The sequence below is a fragment of the Pseudomonas sp. Y3 TE3536 genome (genome assembly GCF_053629175.1).
In genome coordinates this window covers 3618796-3638945 of sequence record NZ_JBRJHU010000001.1, presented here as the reverse complement: position 1 = coordinate 3638945, position 20150 = coordinate 3618796, and the positions used below count along the sequence as shown (strand labels likewise).

The following is a 20150-nucleotide window of genomic DNA, read 5'->3' as shown; positions in this document are numbered from 1 at the left end:
TGTACTCAGAAAGGCCAAAGCGGGCTGATGAAGAAGCGGTCCAGCCACCCGGGCTGGCTGGCATCGGCAAACGAGCCGGTGCCCGAATAGGTGATGCGCGCATCGGCCACGCGGGTGGACGGCACGGTGTTGTCGGTGGCGATGTCATCGGCGCGGATCATGCCGGCAATGCGCACCAGCTCTTCGCCAGTGTTCAGGGTCAGCCACTTCTCGCCGCGCACGGCGATGATGCCGTTGGGCAGCACTTCGGCCACGGTCACGGTGATCGAGCCGGTCAGGGTGTTGCCCTGGGTGGCCTTGCTGTCGCCCTTGGTGGCGCGCTCGCCGTTGTAACCGGCCTCCAGCGACAGGTCACCGCCGCCGAACGGGTTGTTGGTGTTGGGCGTGCTGCCGAACAGCGAGGTCAGGCCGATGTCGGCCTTGCTGTTCTTCTGGATCTGCGAACCTGCGTTCTTGCTGGCCGAGGTCTTCTCGTTAAGGGTGATGGTGATGATGTCACCGACCCGGAAGGCCTTGCGGTCGCTGTACAGGTTCTGTTCGAAACCGGCCTGGTAGATCGAACCGTTGTTGGCCGCCGCCGGCAACGGGGTGCGCGGCAACACCGGCGCATAGTACGGGTCGTTGGGCTTGGGCGTCGGCCCGACGCAACCTGCCAACAACACCGCTCCCCCCAGGGCGAAGACGGACAACAGACGATTCATGACGCTTACCTCACGGTGTATCTGGGTTACGGGGCCGGGATCAGGGGCTTACAGCTGCTGGGTGACGAACGACAGCATCTGGTCGGCGGTGGAGATGACTTTCGAGTTCATCTCGTAGGCACGCTGGGTGGTGATCATGTTCACCAGCTCTTCCACGGTGCTGACGTTGGAGTTTTCCAAGGTCTGCTGCAGGGTGGTGCCAAAGCCGTTCAGGCCTGGGGTGCCGACTTGCGGCGCGCCGCTGGCGGCGGTTTCCAGGAACAGGTTGTTGCCGATTGCCTGAAGGCCGGCAGGGTTGATGAAGTCGGCAGTCTGGAGATTGCCAATGACCTGAGCAGCCGGGTTACCGGCAGTGGTGATCGACACGGTACCGTCCTGGCCAACGGTGAACGTCTGTGCGTCATTCGGCACGACGATCGCAGGCTCCAACGCCAACCCATCGGCATTGACGATCTGGCCATCGGAATTCAGGTGGAAGGTGCCGTCACGGGTGTAGGAAACGGTGCCATCCGGCTGCAGAATCTGGAAGAAGCCACGCCCATTGACCGCCATGTCCAGCGGGTTTTCGGTGGTCTGCAGGCTGCCGGCGGTGAAGTTTTTCTGGGTGCCGACAATGCGCACACCGGTACCCACCTGCAGGCCCGAAGGCAGCTCGCTGTCTTGGGTCGACTGGGCGCCGGGTTGACGCTTGATCTGGTAGAGCAGGTCCTGGAATTCGGCGCGATCACGTTTGAAGCCGGTGGTCGAGACGTTGGCCAGGTTGTTGGAAATGACCGTCAGGTTGGTATCCTGGGCGGACAGGCCGGTTTTAGCGACCCAAAGAGCCGGAAGCATGCTGTTCTCCTCGTGCGCCTGTTTTACGGCACCCGTTCAAATGTGATTAGCCGATTTGCAAAACCCGAGCCATGGCTTCGTCGCCTTCCTTGGCCGTGTTCATCATCTTGACGTGCAGTTCGAACTGACGGGACAACGCCAGCACCGAGGTCATTTCCTCGACGGCGTTGACGTTGCTGCCTTCCAGGAAGCCCGATACCACGCGCACGTTGACGTCGGCATCCGCCGGTTGGCCATTGGTGGTGTGGATCATGCCGTCCAGGCCCTTGGTCAGGCTTTTGATGTCGGGATTGACCAGCTTGATGCGGTCGACCTCGGCCATCATGCGCGGGTCTTCGCCCATGGCGCGGATGCTGATGGTGCCGTCTTCACCCACTTCCACTTTTTGCTCGGGTGGAATGGCAATCGGGCCGCCGTTGCCGATCACCGGCATGCCGTTGCCAGCACGCAGCACGCCCAGGGCGTCGATGTTCAGGCTGCCGGTGCGCACGTAGGCTTCGCTGCCATCCGGTGCCTGTACAGCGATGAAACCTTTGCCGGTCACAGTCACGTCCAGCTCGCGGCCGGTCTCGACCATCGGGCCTTCGCTGAAGTCGGTGGCCGGGCGCTCGGTCATGGCAAAGGCGCGCGCCGGAAAGCTGTCGCCAAACACCGGCATCGAGCGCGCCTGCTCCAGGTCGCGCTGGAAGCCGTTGGTGGAAATGTTCGCCAGGTTGTTGGCATGGGCCTTCTGCGCCAGCGCGTTCTGGCTAGCGCCGGTCATGGCCACGTAAAGCATCTTGTCCACAGCATCTCCTATGCGCGTACCTGCCGCGCTGTCACTGAGCAGGGATAAGCAATAATCGAACCAGGTCCGCAAACCAATGAATTCAGGGGTTGCAGCGCGCCGAGAGGCAAAAACCGTCAGTTTGTCGGCGGATGTTTGCCGCGAGCGGCAAGGCAGTGCTCAGTACACCCGGCAACCGGCGTTGTTGTAGGGGCCGGAAAAGCGCATCCAGCCTTCGCCTGGGTTGGTGGCCGAGCACATGAAACGGCCGGTGGCCAGGCTTTGCCATTGGTAGAAGGGGGCGGGGGCGGCGGCGAGCAAGGGGGCCATGGCGAGGATGGGGAGAATCGCTAGTAGCAGCAGCCTTTTCATCGGGTAAACCTTTGGGATTTTGGGCCGCTTTGCGGCCCTTTCGCGACGCAAGGCCGCTCCCACAAGGATCGCGTCGACCTGTAGGAGCGGCCTTGCGTCGCGAAAGGGGCGCGAAGCGCCCCCTATTGCAGACAACACTCCACCAAACCAACCACCATCAGCTCATCTGGATGATGGTCTGCATGATGGTGCTTTCAGTGGAAATGGTCTTGGCGTTTGCCTGGTAGTTGCTCTGCGCCTTGATCAGGTTGACCAGCTCGCCGGTCAGGTCGACGTTCGAGTCTTCCAGCGCGCCGCCGGTGATCTGCCCCAGCGTCCCGGTATCCGGTTGGCCGACAACAGGCACGCCCGATGTGTAGGACTCTTTCCAGGCAGTGCCGCCCACCGGCGTCAGGCCTTGGAGGTTGGCGAAGTTGACCAGTGCGACCTGGCCGATGACCTTGTTCTCACCGTTGGTGAAGTTGGCGAACATGTTGCCGCTGGCATCGATGCTCAGGCCAGACAACTCACCCGTCGCAAAGCCATCACCGCTCTTGGCGGTCGTGGCGGACGCGGCGTTGTATTGCGTGGTGGCGATCATGTCCAGCTTGACCCCAGAGGCATGCGCGTTGGCGCCGTTGGCGGCCCACACACCTGCAACCGTCTTCTGCGCCGGCACCCAGCCGTCCAGGTTGAAGGTCTTGTCGGCGTTGATGGTGAGCCCACCTGCCACTGCACCCTCGTTCATGAGCGCCGTGTCCAAGGTGCCGTCACTCTTGAATGGCAGTGTGTTTGCCAGCGGGGTAGTCGACGTCGGGTCGGCTGGGTTGCGGCCGTCGATGGTGGTGTACATGGTCCAGGAGTTAGTACCCGCATCCTTCATGAAGTACTGGTTCATCTGGTGCAGGTTGCCCTGGCTGTCATACACATCGGTGTTGAAGGTGTAGTTGTAGGTCTTGACGTTACCCGGGTCGAACGGCGACTCGGCCGGGGCGGTATCGCTGGACTTGAGGTTGAGCGTCTCAGTGATGCGCCCGGTAGGGTTGGGCGTCAGGTTGGACGTGTCGATCTTCAAGTCGGTCAGCGCGCCCGGGACGACATTGCCATTGCCATCAACCCCATAACCTTGCAGCTTGGCGCCCGACGAGTTGATGACATTGCCTTCCTTGTCGCTGTAGAACATGCCGGCACGGGTGTAGATCTTCGAGCCATTGTCATTCAAGGCGAAGAAGCCGTTGCCGTCGATCGCCATGTCCAGGGCTTGGCCGGTACCGTTGATGTTACCCGGCGTGAACATCTGCGACACCGAAGCGGTTCTCACGCCAGTGCCGACGACCGTCTTGCCGCCGCTGGTGCCGCGAATGGAGTTGGAGTACTGATCCGCGAACTCGGCGCGCGAGGCTTTGAAGCCGGTAGTGGCGACGTTGGCAATGTTGTTGCCAGTGACGTTCAGGGCCTTGTTTGCTGCATTGAGGCCGCTAAGGCCGGTATTGAAAGACATGTGCTACTCCTGTCGTTAACTTAGGCCCTAGATGCCAATGGTTTGAACTTTGGACAGCGCGACGCTGCCCAGCCCGGCGAGGTTGAGCGTCATTTCAGCGCCGTTGGTACCCATGGTCACGCTGGTGACCGTGGCCGGCAGGTTGGTGGTCATGGCCGTAGAAGTGCCATCGATGCTGGCGGTGGCCTTGAAGGTGTAGGTACCCGCCTCCAACGCCTCGCCGTCGTCGTCCAGGCCATCCCAGGTGAAGTCGGCCTTGCCGGCGGCCTTGGAGCCCAGGTCCAGGGTGCGCACCAGCTTGTCGTCTTTGTCATAAATGCCGACAGACGTGGCGGTACTCGACGAGGTCAGGTTGACCGACCCTTTCATCTCTTTGCTGGTGTCGACCAAGGCCTTGTCGGTCTGGACGATCACATTGCGCCCAACCAGCGACGAGGCCTGCAACGCCTGCGAAGACTGGAACGAACCGGCGATGTAGTTCACCGTGTCGTTCAGCGTCTGCATGCTTTCAAGGCTGCTGAACTGCGCCAGCTGCGCAACGAACTCGCCGTTTTCCTGCGGGTCGAGCGGGTTCTGGTTTTTCATCTGCGTTACCAGCAACTGCAGGAACGCATCCTTGCCCAGCGCACTGCCGGCAGCGCCGGTGCTGCTGTCGGTCTTGCTGGTCTGCTTTTGCAGCGAGGTCAGGTACGCGCTGCCGACGTCACTGGTGGAATTGGTCGTGGTCATGTCGGCTTCCTATCACTGACCCAAGGTCAAGACTTTCTGCATCATGCTTTTGGCGGTGTTCATCAGTTCGGCGTTGGTCTGGAACGCACGGCTGGCAGAGATCATGTCAGCCATCTCTTCAACCACGTTGACGTTCGGGTAGTAGACGTAGCCGTCCTTGTTCGCCGCTGGGTGGTTAGGCTCGTAGCGCGCCTCCAGATTGCTCTGGTCTTCGACGATGCCTTTGACCTGCACGCCCTGCCCCGCTTCGCCTTGGTCCTCGAACAGCGACTGGCTGGCGCCGCCCTGTGCGTTCTGGAAGGTGGTGGCGAACACCGGGTGGCGGGCACGGTAGGTCTGGTCGATGCTCGACGACACGGTCTCGGCGTTGGCGATGTTCGAGGCCACGGTGTTGAGGCGGGTGTTCTGCGCGCTCATGCCGCTGCCGGCAATGTTGAAAACACTGGAAAGGGACATGGTTACTCTCCGCGCAGGGCCGAAACCAGCCCTTTGAATTTACTGTTGAGCAAGGTGAAGCTGGCCTGGAAACCGATGGCGTTTTCCGCGTAGTTCGATTGCTCGATCTGGGCATCCACGGTGTTCTGGTCGATCGACGGCTGCAACGGCGTGCGGTACTTGAGCGCCTCGTCGCTGAGGGCCAGGCCGTCGGCCTCGATGTGCCGGCTGTTGGTCCGGTCCAGGGCGAAGCGGCCGCTTTGCTGTTTTTCACTCTCGGCGGCGAGCACCGAAGAGAAGTCCATGTCACGCGCCTTGTAGTTGGGCGTGTCGGCGTTGGCGATGTTGTTGGCCAGCACTTCAGCGCGCTGGGCGCGGAAGCCCAGGGCCTTTTCGTGAATGCCAAGCGCCTTGTCGAAACTGATGCTCATGTCGGGGAAACCTTCGGAGGTTGACCGGAGTGTCGTTGGTCAAGGTATAGCAAGGGCTGTGCCAACCGGCTTAAAGGCCGGAAACACGGGGTTGCAAGGGGGATGCTGGCAGGCGGAATGCCAGAAAAGCGGCAAAGTGCTTCCGCTTGGGGAGGGAAAAGCGGCAATCGCCGGGCGGCAAAAGCGGCAAAACAAAATATTGACGTCAGACCATCACGGCCGAATCCAGGCCCGTGTAGGAGCAGCCTTGTGCTGCGAAGAGGCCGGTGAAGCCACAGTAGATTTACTGCACTTGCACCGGCCTCTTCGCAGCACAAGGCTGCTCCTACACCGACCTCTTCGCAGCACAAGGCTGCTCCTACACCGGCCTCTTCGCAGCACAAGGCTGCTCCTACACCGGCCTCTTCGCAGCGCAAGGCTGCTCCTACAGGAATCGCGTCTGGCTTTACTTGGCCTGGTAGATGATCCCGGGGCTGCACTGCACCATCTGGTAATGGTCCGGCAACCCGTTCAGCGCCTCCGAGGCGCCCAGGAACAGGTACCCGCCAGGCTTGAGCGTGCTGTGGATGCGCAGCAAGATGTCCTTCTTCACCTGGGCCGAAAAGTAGATCAGCACGTTGCGGCAGAACACGATGTCGAACTTGCCCAGGCTCGCGTAGCTGTCGAGCAGGTTGAACGAGCGGAACTCGACGCGGCTGCGAATGGCCGGCTTGACCGCCCAGCGCCCCGGCCCTTTGGGGTCGAAGTAGCGCTGCAGGCGCTCTTGCGACAGGCCGCGGGCGATGGCCAGGCTGTCGTATTCACCGGTCTTGCAGTTGTTCAGCATGGTCCCGGACAGGTCGGTGGCGACAATCTGCGCGCCCATCTTCAATTGGCCCAGGTTGCTGCGCTCGAACTCGTCGATGGCCATCGAGATCGAGTAAGGCTCCTGCCCCGACGAGCACGCCGCCGACCACATGCGCAGGCGCTGGCCTGGGTTGTTCTTGATGAACTCGGGGATAACCTTGTTCTTCAACACCTCGAAGGGATAGCTATCGCGGAACCACAGGGTTTCGTTGGTCGTCATCGCGTCGACCACCTGTTCGCGCAAACCGCTGCGCGGTTGGGCCTGGATGCGCTGCACCAGCTCGCCCAGGCTCTTGATGCCCTGTTGCTCCATCAGCTTGTTGAGACGGCTGGAGACCAGGTACTGCTTATTCTCGCCCAGCAGGATGCCACAGGCTTTCTCCAGGAAGACCCGGAACTGTTCGAAATCCAAATTACCCGTAGACACTCTTGCCGCCTCTTTTCAATCGCTGGTGCCGGGAGCGGGCTCCCGGCTGCTTCAATGCGTTGCCTTGATCCGGTCGACCACGCGCTGGGCCAGGTCGTCCGGCTTGAACTTGGCCAGGAAATCATCGGCGCCGACTTTTTTGACCATCGCCTGGTTGAATACCCCGGAGAGCGAAGTATGCAGGACGATGTGCAATTTTTGCATGCGCGGATCGCTGCGGATCTCTGCGGTGAGCGTATAGCCGTCCATTTCTGGCATTTCAATGTCCGAGATCATCATCAGGAACTCTTCTTCCGGCCGCTTGCCCTCCTCCACCAGCTGGCGCAGGTAATTGAGCGCCTGGCGGCCGTCGTTGAGCGCCACCACCTCGACACCGACGGTTTGCAGGCAGCGGCTGACCTGCTTGCGCGCCACCGACGAATCGTCGACGGTCAGCACCCGCAGCAGTACGGCCTTGTCCTGCACCTCGGCATCGACCACCCCCGCAGACACCTGTTCGGACGACGGCGCCACTTCGGCCAACACCTTCTCCACGTCGATGATCTCGACCATGCGGTTGTCCACACGGGTGACAGCTGTCAGGTAATGGTCGCGGCCGGTGCCCTTGGGTGGCGGGTGGATTTCTTCCCAGTTCATGTTGACGATGCGCTCGACCGAGTGCACCAGGAAGCCCTGGGTCTTGGTGTTGTATTCGGTGATGATCACAAAACTGTTGCGCGTGTCTTCCTGCAGCGGCGCCAACCCGGTGGCCATCGACAGGTCGAGGATCGGGATGGTCGCCCCACGAATGTTGGCCACGCCGCGCACCACCGGGTGTGACTTGGGCAGCAAGGTCAGCGCCGGGCACTGCAGCACCTCTCTGACCTTGAACACGTTGATGCCATAGAGCTGACCGCCATTGAGGCGGAACAGCAACAATTCCAGGCGATTCTGCCCCACCAGCTGAGTGCGCTGGTTGACCGAATCCATAACACCCGCCATGCCAGACTCCTTAACGTTTCAGCCTTTCGTTGCAATTCAGGTACCGAGTCGGCACGGGCTTTGCTTTTTTGAGCGCCATGTACACGAAAACGACATTTTTCCGACGATTGACGCACCTGCTGACTGGCTCGCTGGCCACGCTGTGCCTGCTGGCGCCCGGCGTTCGCACGCTGGCGGACGCTTTTACCTTGCCTGAACAGCTTATCGGTGTCACCCAAGGGTTTCTTGAATTCACCGTAGAAGATTATCTGGCCAGCACCCAGACCGCCGGCCGTTACGAGATCCAGGTCAGCACCCTTGACCCGCGCTTGCGCATGCCGTTGTGCAGCCAGCCGCTGGACGCGTCGCTGGAAAGCCCCGCGCAGCCACTGGGCCGGGTCACGGTGCGGGTCCGCTGCGACAGCGCCGCACCGTGGACCGTGTTCGTGCCGGCAACGGTGCGGCTGTTCCGCGACGTGGTGGTGGTCACCCGCCCGCTCAAGCGGGACAACGTGGTAGGCGAAGGCGACGTGGCGCTGCGCGAGCGCGATGTCGGCACCCTCGGCCAAGGTTTTCTCAGCGAGCTGGACCAGGCGGTGGGCATGAAGATGCTACGCCCCACGGTCATCGACCAGGTCCTTACCCCACAGCACCTTGAGCAAGCGGAGGTGGTGCGCAAGGGCGACCAGGTGGTGATCATTGCCCGCAGCGGCAGCCTGAGCGTGCGCATGCCCGGCGAAGCGTTGAGCAAGGGCGGCCTGAGCGAACAGATCCGGGTGCGCAACCTGAATTCCAAACGGGTGATCAAGGCCAGGGTGACCGGCCCCGGCCAGGTCGAGGTGACAATGTAGCGGCATTGTACTGGCGGTGTGGAACCGCTTTTCCTAAACTGTGTCAGAAAACGGGTTCGCGGGCTTGCTGACAGGCGGCTACGCAATTGGGCCTAAAGTTTCTTTCGGGTTGGCCGAAAACAAGGCAAGCGTCCAAATACCCAGGGGTTTCTGATCATGGTCATCGACTTCAGTCGTTTGAATAACTCTCCGTCCGTCACGGGCGGCGTTCGCGGCAATGCTGCGGCTGGCAGCGCCGAAAAGGCCGCTGCCAGCCCGGAAGCGCCAAAAGGCACCAGCGCCAGCGGAGAGGCAGTACACCTCAGCCAAGAGGCACAGCAGTTGCAGAAGGTCAGCGATACGCTGCGCGACCAGCCCGTCGTCAACAGCGCCCGCGTGGCCCAGTTGAAACAGGCCATCGCCGATGGCAGCTACCAGGTCGATGCCGGCCGGGTTGCCAGCAAACTGCTCGATTTCGAAGCCCAGCGCTGACCGTTCGGCGCGCTGACTTCACGGACGCTTACTAAAGCCAAGAGTTAGCCATGCACGACACCACCTTGCTGCAACTGATCGAAGATGACATCGCCCCGATGCAGGAACTGCTCGACCTTCTTCAAAAAGAAGCGATTGCCCTGCATGGCCGCGACATGGCGCTGCTGGAACAGATCCTGGCCCGCAAGCAGTCATTGATCATCTTGCTCGAGCAGCATGGGCAGCGGCGCAGCCACTTGCTCACCAGCCTCGGCCTCAGCGCCGACCGCGCCGGTGTGCAGGCAGTGGCCGCGCAGTCACAGCATGGCGACGCGATGCTGCAACGGCTGGACATGCTCTCGCAACTGATGGACACCTGCCAGCAGGTCAACGAGACCAACGGCCGGATCATCCAGGTGCAGCAACACATCACCAACAATCAGGTCAGAATCCTCATGGGTGGCGATTCTCCGTCGCTCTACGACAGCCGCGGCAGCACCTCGCTGCTGGCCAAGCCGCGCGCCCTCAGCCAAGTGTGATACTTCTATCAAGCCACGTCACATACTGGCAAAATGCCGTTACTTGCGTGTGTCGTTTTTGCCTGGAGAGTGATTAGCCGTGTTCAATGAAGCCGATGCCCCGCAGCCGCCAAAGGTGCTCAGTACGCCTTTGGAGATCGCGGCCAACCTGCGACAGCTGCAGGAAAGCCATGACCCCCTGATCATCACCTTCCCTGATCGCAGCCAGCGCTTCCAGAGCTACGTGGTGCATGTCGATCGCGACAGCAATACCCTGGCACTGGACGAGATGATCCCCCGCGACGGGGAAAAATTCATCGAGAACGGCGAACCGTTCCGCGTCGAGGGCTTCCACGATGGCGTGCGCATCGCCTGGGAATGCAATGCCCCGCTCACCATCAGTGAAGTCGATGGCCACCGCTGCTACCGCGGCGCGATGCCTGAAGAAATGACCTACCACCAGCGCCGCAGTGCATTCCGGGCTGCGCTGAAGCTGTCGCAACTGGTCGACATCATCCTCGACGGCACCCACCTCAAAGGCAACGGCGCCCTGCGCGGCAAGCTGCTGGACATCTCCGCCACCGGCTGCAAATTGCGTTTCGACGGCAACGTCGAGGATCGCCTGCAACTGGGTCAGGTGTACGAGCGCTTCAAGGCTGGCAACCCGCTGGGCCTGGTCGACACCATGGTCGAACTGCGCCACCTGCACTTCGAGGAACGTATCAACACCACCTTCGCGGGCGTGCGCTTCCATAACCTCAACGGCCAGGCGCAGCGCAAGATCGAGAGTTTCGTCTACCAGCTACAGCGCGAAGCGCGACGGTTCGATAAAGACGATTACTGATCCGCCTGCCTGGCTTTCAGCGAAAGCCGAAGGGGCTGCTGCGCGGCCCCATCGCTGTAGCCAGAAGGGATTCCCTGTTACCGTTATTTGACCGACTGCATAGTGTGGCTTGCGCCGCGCCGACTTCAGGCGCCTCCAGGAGCCGGACACTATGATTCGTTCAACATTCACAGCCGCGTTGCATTGCCAATACGGCCAGGTCGGGGTGGTCGATACGCCTTTATGGGCCCATCCGTTTTTTTCCGCCGACCAGGACGGCTGGCTGTGCACCGATGACAAGCGAGGCGACTCCGTCAGCTTCAAGCCGATCGAATTCACCTTCACGTTCATCGAGGCAACGAAGGACCGTCTCTATTACAGGATCAACTGCGCGACTGGCCCGAAGTTTCTCAGCGGCCGGCTTGAGCAGAACTCAAACGGCTGGCTGGGCTTGTATGGGTATGCGTGGGGGGATGATCTTTCCAACTGCATCTTCCCACCCAGCCTACTGGCCCGGCTGCCGGCCCTGCAGGACATGTGGAAAATGGAGCTGCTCGGCGCATGGGATGGCGACCTGGAGAGCGCCGAGAACGTCGAGTTCTACCTGCGCAACAACGATGGCTACAGAGTCGCGCAAATTGAATCCAGGTATTCGAGAAATAGGCCACCCCTACGCCACTGGTTCCTGCACGCTGGCAACAAAGCGGGCGACATACTGAGATTCCACCTGCACGACATCAAAGTTGAATAACCACCGCGTGGCCCACCGATGAAGCGAGCAGCGCCCCTTCATCGGTGCCCACACCGCATCACACCGACCTGTCGACCTCGACCTCAGGCTTGACCCCTCGCTCACTCGCCGCCTGCTCTTCTTCGGTATCCTCGGCCGCCACCGGCGTCTGCATCACATCCTGCACAGTCTGCTCATCGACCCGCGGGTCGAGCGCCGCCGACAACGGCGAACCAGCCGCCGGCATCGCCACGTGGCCCAAGGGAGCGTCCTGCACCTGGTGCAGCCCGGTGACCGCTTTCGGCCGAATGCGCCACACCAGCACCAGCGCGAAGAACACGAAGAAGGCATAGAGCATCTGCGCGCCCAATACCTTCATCAGTACCCCAGCAGCCAGCGGCCCAATACAGGCGCCGACACCATAGGTGACCAATAGCATGGCCGTCAGCGAGACGCGGCGCTCGCTCTCCACATGGTCATTGGAAAACGCCACCGCCAACGGATACAGGCAAAACTGCAGCAACGAGATGACAAAGCCGATGCCGAACAGCAGCTCCAACGGCACGCTGGGCAAGATCGCCAAGGGCGCAGAGGCCAGCGCCAGCCCCACCGCGGCACTGCGGATCAGCACCGCGCGGTCGTAGCGGTCAGACAGCCAGCCCAATGGCCACTGCACTACCAGCCCGGCAAAGATGCAGCTACCCATGAACAGACCGATCTGCTCCGTGCTCAACCCCTGGCTGGAGGCGTACAGCGGCGCCAGGCCGTAGAACGAGCCGACGATCAAGCCCGAGCCCAGCACCGTACTGAGTGACTGCGGCACGCGCTTGATGAAAAATTTCGGCTCCATCGGCGCCGGCCGCAAAGGCGCCGGGTGGATGCGCCGGGTCATTGCCACCGGCACCAGGCACAGGGCAAAGCACATGGCAACCAGCATCAGCAGCTCAGGGCCGAGTTCAGGGTGCACCACCAGGATCAGTTGGCCGAGTACCAACCCGAGGTACGAGGCGATCATGTAGCCACTGAACACTGCACCCCGGTGCTTGGCGTCGGCTTGTTCGTTGAGCCAGCTCTCGATGACCATGTACTGGCACATCATCCCCAAGCCGACCACCATCCGCAGCCCGACCCAGGCCGGTAGCCAGTTGGTCATGCCATGGCCCAGCACCGCCGCACAGACGATGCCGGCGCAGGTCGCATACGCGCGGATGTGCCCTACCCGGCCGATCAGCCGGTGGCCGACCTTGCCGCCCACGGCCAGGCCAAAGTAGTTGGCGGCCATCAACGCACCGACCCATAAGCTGTCGACATGATCGGCTGCCAGGCGCAGTGCCAGGTAGGTACTGAGCAAGCCCGAGCCGATAAGCATCATCAAGGCAGCGAAATACAGCGACTGAAACGGCTTCCAGATGTTTCGCATACGTCCCGTCGGGCTCCCTGGTCAGGTGGCGTTGGCTTGCTGGCTAGCATAAAAGCAATTTTGCCGCGGCGCAGTCCCCTGCCGGCGAAATAGCCAACGGGGGACGCGTCCAGTAGTGGTTGTGTCGCGATCAGGCCTGTGCTGCCAGCACACGCCGCTCCCAGGGTGTGATCTCGTCGAAGAAATCGCTCAGCTCCAGGGTCTTGGTGGCGACGTAGCCTTCGATGAACTCAGCCCCGAACAGTTCCCGCGCCAGTGCACTGCGCTTGAGCCGTTCGAGTGCCGCGTGCAGCGTGCATGGCAGGCTCAGGTGCTCTGGCACAGCGAACTCACCCTGAATCGCCGGGGTCGGCTGCAGGCGTTGCTCGATGCCATGCAGCCCGGCCGCCAGGCTGGCGGCGATGGCCAGGTAGGGGTTGGCGTCGGCGCCCGGTAGGCGGTTCTCGACACGCCGGGCCACCGGCGCACTGGCCGGGATGCGCAGCCCTGCGGCACGGTTGTCCTCGGACCAACAGGCATTGTTGGGCGAGGCGTAGGGGTGACAAAGCCGCTGATACGAATTGACGTTGGGCGCGAACAGCGCGGTGAAGTCGGCCATGCACGCCTGCTGGCCGCCGATGAAGTGGTAGAAGGTCTCGGTCGGCTGCCCCTGGTCATCGCTGAACACATTTCGGCCGCTGTCGATGTCCACCAGGCTCTGGTGGATGTGCATGGAACTGCCCGGCGTATGCGCCAATGGCTTGGCCATGCACACCACAGTCAGCCCATGCTTGAGCGCCACTTCCTTGAGCAGGTGTTTGAACAGGAACGTCTGGTCGGCCAGCAGCAGCGGGTCACCGTGCAAGAGGTTGATCTCGAACTGGCTGATGCCCATCTCGTGCATGAAGGTGTCACGCGGCAGGCCAAGCGCCGCCATGCAGCGGTAGACCTCATTGAAGAACGGCCGCAGGCCGTTGTTGGAGCTGACACTGAACGCCGAATGGCCCAGCTCACGGCGGCCATCCTTGCCCAGTGGCGGCAAGAACGGCTGCAGGGGGTCGGTGTTAGGGGCGAAAACAAAAAACTCGAGCTCTGTCGCCACCACCGGCGCCAGGCCCAACGCCGCATAGCGGGCGATGACCGCCTTGAGCTGACCGCGGGTGGACAATGCCGAAGACCTGCCATCCAGTTCGTTGGCATCGCAGATCGCCAACGCCCGGCCGTCTTCGCTCCAGGGCAGGCGGTGAATGTGAGCAGGCTCGGCCACCAGCGCCAGGTCGCCATCATCACTGCCATAGAACCGTGCCGGCGGGTACCCCCCCATGATGCATTGCAACAGTACACCGCGGGCCATCTGCAGGCGCCGGCCTTCGAGGAAGCCCTCGGCGGTCATCACCTTGCCGCGCGGCACTCCGTTGAGGTCGGGGGTGACGCATTCGATTTCATCGATGCCCTGGAGGTGCTCGGCGAGGGTGCTCGGGCCTGGGGTGGTCATGACGCTTGTCCTTGTTGTTATAGGCTGGCAACAACATAGGCTGGGGGTGTTTAAAATATCAAGCACCTGATTCTGGATGGCCCCCATTCTGTAGGAGCAGCCTTGTGCTGCGAAGAGGCCGGTGATCGCGCTGCACATCTTTGCAGCCATTACCGGCCTCTTCGCAGCACAAGGCTGCTCCTACAGGTGTGTGTAATTCCGCTTCCCTTATTCGCGCAGGGTCATCCCATTCGCGGGCAATGGCAGCGCCGTTTTATAGCGCACCTGCTTCAAGGCAAAACTCGACCGGATATTCGCCACGCCCGGCAACCGCGTCAGGTAATCGAGAAACCGCTCCAGCGCTTGAATACTGGGCAGCAATACCCGCAGCAGGTAATCCGGGTCGCCCGTCATCAGGTAGCACTCCATCACCTCGGGGCGCTCGGCGATCTCTTCCTCAAAGCGGTGCAGCGACTGCTCGACCTGTTTTTCCAGGCTCACATGGATGAACACATTCACGTCCAGCCCCAACGCCTCCGGCGACAACAAGGTCACCTGCTGGCGGATCACCCCCAGCTCTTCCATCGCCTTGACCCGATTAAAACAGGGGGTGGGCGACAGGTTCACCGAGCGCGCCAGCTCCGCGTTGGTGATGCGGGCGTTTTCCTGAAGGCTGTTGAGAATACCGATATCGGTACGATCGAGTTTGCGCATGAGACAAATTCACCGGTTTTTTGTGTTTATGCGGAATGTTTATCTGCGCCCGTCAGCAAAGGCAACCAACTTGAGAGAAAAATTCTCCCGCCGTGCCACTAAGATGTAGGTGACGCTGACTTACCAGTCACAAGCCGGTACTCAGCGGCGGCCGCTTCAGAGCTCACAAAAACAACATTCGAGCGAGCGTAAAAAGCATGAACGAGTACGCCCCCCTGCGTTTGCATGTGCCCGAGCCCACCGGCCGGCCAGGCTGCCAGACCGATTTTTCCTACCTGCGTCTGAACGATGCAGGTGTTGTCCGCAAACCGTCCATCGACGTCGACGCTGCCGACACCGCAGAGCTGTCCAACAGCCTGATCCGCGTGTTGGACGCGCACGGTGACGCCCTCGGCCCATGGGCCGAAGACATCGACCCGCAGGTGCTGCGCCAAGGCATGCGCGCCATGCTCAAGACGCGCATCTTCGACAGCCGCATGGTGGTTGCCCAGCGCCAGAAAAAGATGTCCTTCTACATGCAGAGCCTGGGCGAGGAAGCCATCGGCAGCGCCCAGGCCCTGGCCCTGAACCGCACCGACATGTGCTTCCCCACCTACCGCCAGCAGAGCATCCTGATGGCCCGCGACGTGTCGCTGGTGGAGATGATCTGCCAGTTGCTGTCCAACGAGCGCGACCCGCTCAAAGGGCGCCAGCTGCCGATCATGTATTCGGTACGCGAGGCCGGCTTCTTCACCATCAGCGGCAACCTGGCGACCCAATTCGTGCAGGCGGTCGGCTGGGCCATGGCCTCGGCGATCAAGGGCGATACCAAGATCGCCTCGGCCTGGATCGGCGACGGCGCTACCGCCGAGTCGGACTTCCACACCGCCCTGACCTTTGCCCACGTGTACCGCGCGCCGGTGATCCTCAACGTGGTCAACAACCAGTGGGCGATCTCCACCTTCCAAGCCATTGCTGGCGGTGAATCGACCACCTTCGCCGGCCGTGGCGTGGGCTGCGGTATCGCCTCCCTGCGCGTCGACGGCAACGACTTCGTCGCTGTGTACGCCGCCTCGCGCTGGGCCGCCGAACGCGCCCGCCGTGGCCTGGGCCCGTGCCTGATCGAATGGGTCACCTACCGTGCCGGCCCGCACTCCACCTCCGACGACCCGTCCAAGTACCGCCCTGCCGATGACTGGAGCCACTTCCCGCTGGGCGACCCGATCGCCCGCCTGAAGCAGCACCTGATCAAGATCGGTCATTGGTCCGAAGAAGAACACCAGGCGGTCACCGCCGAGTTCGAGGCTGCGGTCATCGCCGCGCAGAAGGAAGCTGAACAGTACGGCACCCTGGCCAACGGCCATATCCCGAGCGCGGCCTCGATGTTCGAGGACGTGTACAAGGAAATGCCCGAACACCTGCGCCGTCAACGCCAGGAACTGGGGGTTTGAGATGAACGACCATAACAACAGCATCAACCCGGAAACCGCCATGGCCACCACTACCATGACCATGATCCAGGCCCTGCGCTCGGCCATGGATATCATGCTCGAGCGTGACGACAATGTCGTGATCTACGGCCAGGACGTCGGCTACTTCGGTGGCGTGTTCCGCTGCACCGAAGGCTTGCAGACCAAGTACGGCAAGTCGCGCGTGTTCGACGCCCCGATCTCGGAAAGCGGCATCGTCGGCACTGCCGTGGGCATGGGCGCCTACGGCCTGCGCCCGGTGGTGGAAATCCAGTTTGCCGACTACTTCTACCCGGCCTCCGACCAGATCGTGTCGGAAATGGCCCGCCTGCGCTATCGCTCGGCCGGCGAGTTCATCTCCCCGCTGACCCTGCGCATGCCCTGCGGTGGCGGCATCTATGGCGGCCAAACGCACAGCCAGAGCCCCGAAGCGATGTTCACCCAGGTGTGCGGGCTACGTACCGTCATGCCGTCCAACCCCTATGACGCCAAGGGCCTGCTGATCGCCTCGATCGAATGCGACGACCCGGTCATCTTCCTTGAGCCAAAACGCCTCTACAACGGCCCGTTCGACGGCCACCACGACCGCCCTGTGACGCCGTGGTCCAAGCACCCGCACAGCGCCGTACCGGATGGCTATTACACCGTGCCGTTGGACAAGGCGGCAATCACCCGCCCCGGCAGCGACGTTACCGTGCTGACGTATGGCACCACGGTCTACGTGGCCCAAGTGGCTGCCGAAGAAACCGGCGTCGATGCCGAAGTCATCGACCTGCGCAGCCTGTGGCCGCTAGACCTGGAGACCATCGTCGAGTCGGTGAAAAAGACCGGCCGTTGCGTGGTGGTGCACGAGGCTACCCGTACCTGCGGTTTCGGTGCCGAGCTGGTGGCGCTGGTTCAGGAGCACTGCTTCCATCACCTCGAAGCGCCGATCGAGCGCGTCACCGGTTGGGACACCCCCTACCCTCATGCACAGGAATGGGCTTACTTCCCAGGGCCTTCGCGGGTAGGTGCGGCATTGAAACGGGTCATGGAGGTCTGAATGGGCACGCACGTCATCAAGATGCCGGACATTGGCGAAGGCATCGCGCAAGTCGAGTTGGTCGAGTGGTTCGTCAAGGTCGGTGATGTGATCGCCGAAGACCAGGTGGTGGCCGATGTCATGACCGACAAGGCGACCGTGGAAATCCCTTCGCCGGTCAGCGGCAAGGTATTGGCCCTGGGAGGCCAGCCGGGTGAAGTGATGGCGGTCGGCAGCGAGCTGATCCGCATCGAAGTGGAAGGTAGCGGCAACCATGTCGACGCGCCGCAGGGCAAGCCCGCTGAAGCCAAGCCCGTCGAGCCAGTGGCCGCACCAGTAGCCAACACACCGCCAGCGCGTGCCGCAGTCGCAGCGCCGGCCTGCCAGGCTGCAGCCACCGCCACAGCCGCGCCCATCGTGCCGCGCCAGGCGGGCGACAAGCCGCTGGCCTCCCCGGCTGTGCGTAAGCGTGCACTGGATACCGGCATCGAGCTGCGCTACGTGCATGGCAGCGGCCCAGCCGGGCGCATCCTGCACGAAGACCTCGATGCGTTCATGAGCAAGCCACAGACCGCCGCCGGGCAAGCGCCCAGTGGCTACGCCAAGCGTACCGACAGCGAGCAGGTGCAAGTCATCGGCCTGCGCCGCAAAATCGCCCAGCGCATGCAGGACGCCAAGCGCCGGGTCGCGCATTTCAGCTACGTCGAAGAGATCGACGTCACGGCCCTGGAAGCCCTGCGCCAGCAGCTCAACCAGAAGCACGGCGACAGCCGCGGCAAGCTGACCCTGCTGCCGTTTTTGGTCCGCGCGTTGGTCGTGGCCCTGCGCGACTTCCCGCAGATCAACGCCACCTATGACGACGAAGCGCAAGTTATCACCCGCCATGGCGCGGTGCATGTGGGCATCGCCACCCAAGGCGACAATGGCCTGATGGTACCGGTACTGCGCCATGCCGAAGCCGGCAGCCTGTGGGGCAATGCCAGCGAGATCGGCCGTTTGGCGACCGCTGCGCGCAACAACAAGGCCAGCCGCGAGGAACTGTCCGGCTCGACCATCACCCTGACCAGCCTCGGCGCGTTGGGCGGCATCGTCAGTACCCCGGTGGTCAACACCCCGGAAGTGGCGATCGTCGGCGTCAACCGCATGGTCGAGCGGCCGATGGTGATCGACGGCCAGATCGTCATACGCAAGATGATGAACCTGTCCAGCTCGTTCGACCACCGGGTGGTCGACGGCATGGATGCTGCGCTGTTCATCCAGGCCGTGCGTGGCCTGCTTGAGCAACCCGCCTGCCTGTTCGTGGAGTGAGCATGCAACAGACTATCGAAACCACCCTGCTGATCATCGGCGGCGGCCCTGGCGGCTATGTAGCCGCCATCCGCGCCGGGCAACTGGGTATTCCCACCGTGCTGGTGGAAGGCCAGGCGTTGGGCGGCACTTGCCTCAACGTTGGCTGTATTCCGTCCAAGGCGCTGATTCATGTCGCCGAGCAGTTCCACCAGACCTCGCGCTACACCGAGCCATCGGCACTGGGCATCAGTGTCAGCTCACCGCGCCTGGACATCACCCGCAGCGTGGCCTGGAAAGACGGCATCGTCGACCGCCTGACCACCGGGGTGGCTGCCTTGCTGAAGAAGCACGGGGTCAAGGTGATCCATGGCTGGGCGAAGGTCCTCGACGGCAAGCATGTCGACGTCGACGGCCAACGCATCCAGTGCGAGCACCTGTTGCTGGCCACAGGTTCCAACAGCGTCGAACTGCCGATGCTGCCGCTGGGCGGGCCGATCATTTCTTCGACCGAAGCGCTGGCACCCGAGGCCTTGCCGCAGCATCTGGTTGTGGTGGGCGGTGGTTATATCGGCCTGGAGCTGGGTATCGCCTACCGTAAGCTGGGCGCGCAGGTGAGCGTGGTGGAAGCGCGCGAGCGCATCCTGCCGACCTACGACAGCGAACTAACCGCCCCAGTGGCCGAGGCGCTGAAGAAGCTGGGTATCGCCGTGCACCTGGGCCATAGCGTCGAGGGTTACGAAAACGGTTGCCTGCTGGCCCGTGACGGCCAGGGCCAGCCACTGCGCCTGGAGGCCGACCGGGTGCTGGTGGCTGTGGGCCGGCGACCGCGTACTCAAGGCTTCAACCTTGAATCACTGGAACTGAAGATGAACGGCGCCGCCATCGCCATCGACGAACGCTGCCAGACCAGCATGCGCAATGTCTGGGCCATCGGCGACGTGGCGGGTGAACCGATGCTCGCACACCGGGCCATGGCCCAGGGCGAGATGGTCGCCGAGATCATTGCCGGCAAGGCACGGCGCTTCGAGCCGAATGCGATCGCCGCGGTGTGCTTCACCGACCCGGAAATCGTGGTGGTCGGCAAGACGCCGGAGCAAGCCAGCCAACAAGGCCTGGACTGCATCGTTGCGCAGTTCCCGTTCGCGGCCAATGGGCGGGCCATGAGCCTTGAGTCGAAAGCCGGCTTCGTTCGCGTGGTGGCGCGGCGCGACAATCACCTGATCTTGGGTTGGCAGGCGGTTGGCGTGGCGGTCTCGGAACTGTCCACGGCGTTTGCCCAATCGCTGGAAATGGGCGCTTGCCTTGAGGACATCGCCGGTACCATCCACGCCCACCCGACGCTGGGTGAAGCGGTACAGGAAGCTGCGTTGCGAGCACTGGGCCACGCCTTGCATATCTGACACTGAAGCGGCTGAGGCCGATTTGGCCCGCTGCGCCGCAAGGCGCTGCGG

General features: G+C 62.4%; 22 protein-coding genes. 9 read left to right on the top strand and 13 right to left on the bottom strand.

All coding sequences use genetic code 11. The features are described 5' to 3' along the window. Positions 1–5: 5 nt before the first annotated feature. The 10 genes from flgH to AB7M33_RS16390 form a co-directional block, all read right to left on the bottom strand. Positions 6–701 (bottom strand): flagellar basal body L-ring protein FlgH, encoded by a 696-nt coding sequence (flgH, locus tag AB7M33_RS16435; protein WP_016488460.1) that lies wholly within the window; start codon positions 699–701, stop codon positions 6–8. Positions 702–749: 48 nt separating this feature from the next. After that, positions 750–1535 carry a flagellar basal-body rod protein FlgG gene (flgG, locus tag AB7M33_RS16430; RefSeq protein WP_027593047.1) on the bottom strand — a complete coding sequence of 262 codons (786 nt, stop codon included), beginning with the start codon at positions 1533–1535 and terminating at the stop codon, positions 750–752. A gap of 46 nt (positions 1536–1581) precedes the next feature. Beyond that, positions 1582–2322 carry a flagellar basal body rod protein FlgF gene (locus tag AB7M33_RS16425; RefSeq protein ID WP_186679627.1) on the bottom strand — a complete coding sequence of 247 codons (741 nt, stop codon included), beginning with the start codon at positions 2320–2322 and terminating at the stop codon, positions 1582–1584. Between the two features lie 159 nt (positions 2323–2481). Beyond that, positions 2482–2673, bottom strand: a complete 192-nt coding sequence (locus AB7M33_RS16420; protein ID WP_258703145.1) for a hypothetical protein — start codon at positions 2671–2673, stop codon at positions 2482–2484. A 157-nt stretch (positions 2674–2830) separates the two neighbouring features. Beyond that, complete coding sequence (gene flgE / locus AB7M33_RS16415) at positions 2831–4153, bottom strand: flagellar hook protein FlgE (RefSeq protein WP_400613982.1); 1323 nt, start codon at positions 4151–4153, stop codon at positions 2831–2833. Between the two features lie 27 nt (positions 4154–4180). Beyond that, a complete protein-coding gene (gene flgD, locus AB7M33_RS16410) occupies positions 4181–4882 on the bottom strand; it encodes a flagellar hook assembly protein FlgD (RefSeq protein ID WP_085272497.1) in 702 nt (233 codons plus the stop codon). Positions 4883–4894: 12 nt separating this feature from the next. Next, positions 4895–5338: a flagellar basal body rod protein FlgC gene (gene flgC / locus AB7M33_RS16405; RefSeq protein ID WP_027593052.1), complete on the bottom strand. Its 444-nt coding sequence runs from the start codon at positions 5336–5338 to the stop codon at positions 4895–4897. Positions 5339–5340: 2 nt separating this feature from the next. Beyond that, entirely contained in the window at positions 5341–5748 is a 408-nt protein-coding gene (flgB, locus tag AB7M33_RS16400; RefSeq protein ID WP_027593053.1) for a flagellar basal body rod protein FlgB, read from the bottom strand. Positions 5749–6193: 445 nt separating this feature from the next. Next, positions 6194–7021: a protein-glutamate O-methyltransferase CheR gene (gene cheR / locus AB7M33_RS16395; RefSeq protein ID WP_027593054.1), complete on the bottom strand. Its 828-nt coding sequence runs from the start codon at positions 7019–7021 to the stop codon at positions 6194–6196. 51 nt (positions 7022–7072) lie between these two features. Then, the gene (locus tag AB7M33_RS16390; RefSeq protein ID WP_099428629.1) at positions 7073–8002 is read right to left on the bottom strand and encodes a chemotaxis protein CheV; all 930 of its coding nucleotides are present in this window, start codon (positions 8000–8002) and stop codon (positions 7073–7075) included. 77 nt (positions 8003–8079) lie between these two features. Here AB7M33_RS16390 and flgA point away from each other — a divergent pair, with 77 nt between their 5' ends. The 5 genes from flgA to AB7M33_RS16365 all read left to right on the top strand — a co-directional run bounded on the left by flgA (position 8080) and on the right by AB7M33_RS16365 (position 11374). After that, positions 8080–8832 (top strand): flagellar basal body P-ring formation chaperone FlgA, encoded by a 753-nt coding sequence (gene flgA / locus AB7M33_RS16385; RefSeq protein WP_099428628.1) that lies wholly within the window; start codon positions 8080–8082, stop codon positions 8830–8832. A gap of 156 nt (positions 8833–8988) precedes the next feature. After that, positions 8989–9303, top strand: coding sequence for a flagellar biosynthesis anti-sigma factor FlgM (gene flgM, locus AB7M33_RS16380; protein WP_265969590.1), 315 nt, complete (start codon positions 8989–8991; stop codon positions 9301–9303). Between the two features lie 50 nt (positions 9304–9353). Then, entirely contained in the window at positions 9354–9821 is a 468-nt protein-coding gene (locus AB7M33_RS16375; protein WP_099428626.1) for a flagella synthesis protein FlgN, read from the top strand. A 79-nt stretch (positions 9822–9900) separates the two neighbouring features. After that, entirely contained in the window at positions 9901–10644 is a 744-nt protein-coding gene (locus tag AB7M33_RS16370) for a flagellar brake protein (RefSeq protein ID WP_454243124.1), read from the top strand. A gap of 151 nt (positions 10645–10795) precedes the next feature. Continuing rightward, entirely contained in the window at positions 10796–11374 is a 579-nt protein-coding gene (locus AB7M33_RS16365; protein WP_454243123.1) for a hypothetical protein, read from the top strand. Positions 11375–11432: 58 nt separating this feature from the next. On the opposite strand, the gene AB7M33_RS16360 is transcribed toward AB7M33_RS16365, so the two are convergent. From AB7M33_RS16360 to bkdR, 3 genes are all read right to left on the bottom strand, one after another. Next, a complete protein-coding gene (locus AB7M33_RS16360; RefSeq protein ID WP_027593061.1) occupies positions 11433–12773 on the bottom strand; it encodes an MFS transporter in 1341 nt (446 codons plus the stop codon). Positions 12774–12903: 130 nt separating this feature from the next. Beyond that, complete coding sequence (locus AB7M33_RS16355) at positions 12904–14145, bottom strand: glutamine synthetase family protein (RefSeq protein WP_265969592.1); 1242 nt, start codon at positions 14143–14145, stop codon at positions 12904–12906. Positions 14146–14454: 309 nt separating this feature from the next. Beyond that, complete coding sequence (gene bkdR, locus AB7M33_RS16350) at positions 14455–14940, bottom strand: Bkd operon transcriptional regulator BkdR (protein ID WP_027593063.1); 486 nt, start codon at positions 14938–14940, stop codon at positions 14455–14457. A 197-nt stretch (positions 14941–15137) separates the two neighbouring features. On the opposite strand from bkdR, the gene AB7M33_RS16345 reads away from it, so the two are divergent. Genes AB7M33_RS16345 through lpdA form a run of 4 tightly spaced genes read left to right on the top strand, consistent with a single transcriptional unit; the run spans position 15138 to position 20099 of the window. After that, positions 15138–16370: a 3-methyl-2-oxobutanoate dehydrogenase (2-methylpropanoyl-transferring) subunit alpha gene (locus AB7M33_RS16345; protein WP_027593064.1), complete on the top strand. Its 1233-nt coding sequence runs from the start codon at positions 15138–15140 to the stop codon at positions 16368–16370. 1 nt (position 16371) lies between these two features. Beyond that, complete coding sequence (locus AB7M33_RS16340; protein WP_027593065.1) at positions 16372–17430, top strand: alpha-ketoacid dehydrogenase subunit beta; 1059 nt, start codon at positions 16372–16374, stop codon at positions 17428–17430. Beyond that, complete coding sequence (locus tag AB7M33_RS16335) at positions 17431–18717, top strand: dihydrolipoamide acetyltransferase family protein (RefSeq protein ID WP_454243122.1); 1287 nt, start codon at positions 17431–17433, stop codon at positions 18715–18717. It abuts the gene before it with no gap. 2 nt (positions 18718–18719) lie between these two features. After that, the gene (gene lpdA / locus AB7M33_RS16330) at positions 18720–20099 is read left to right on the top strand and encodes a dihydrolipoyl dehydrogenase (protein WP_252825307.1); all 1380 of its coding nucleotides are present in this window, start codon (positions 18720–18722) and stop codon (positions 20097–20099) included. Positions 20100–20150 lie beyond the last annotated feature (51 nt).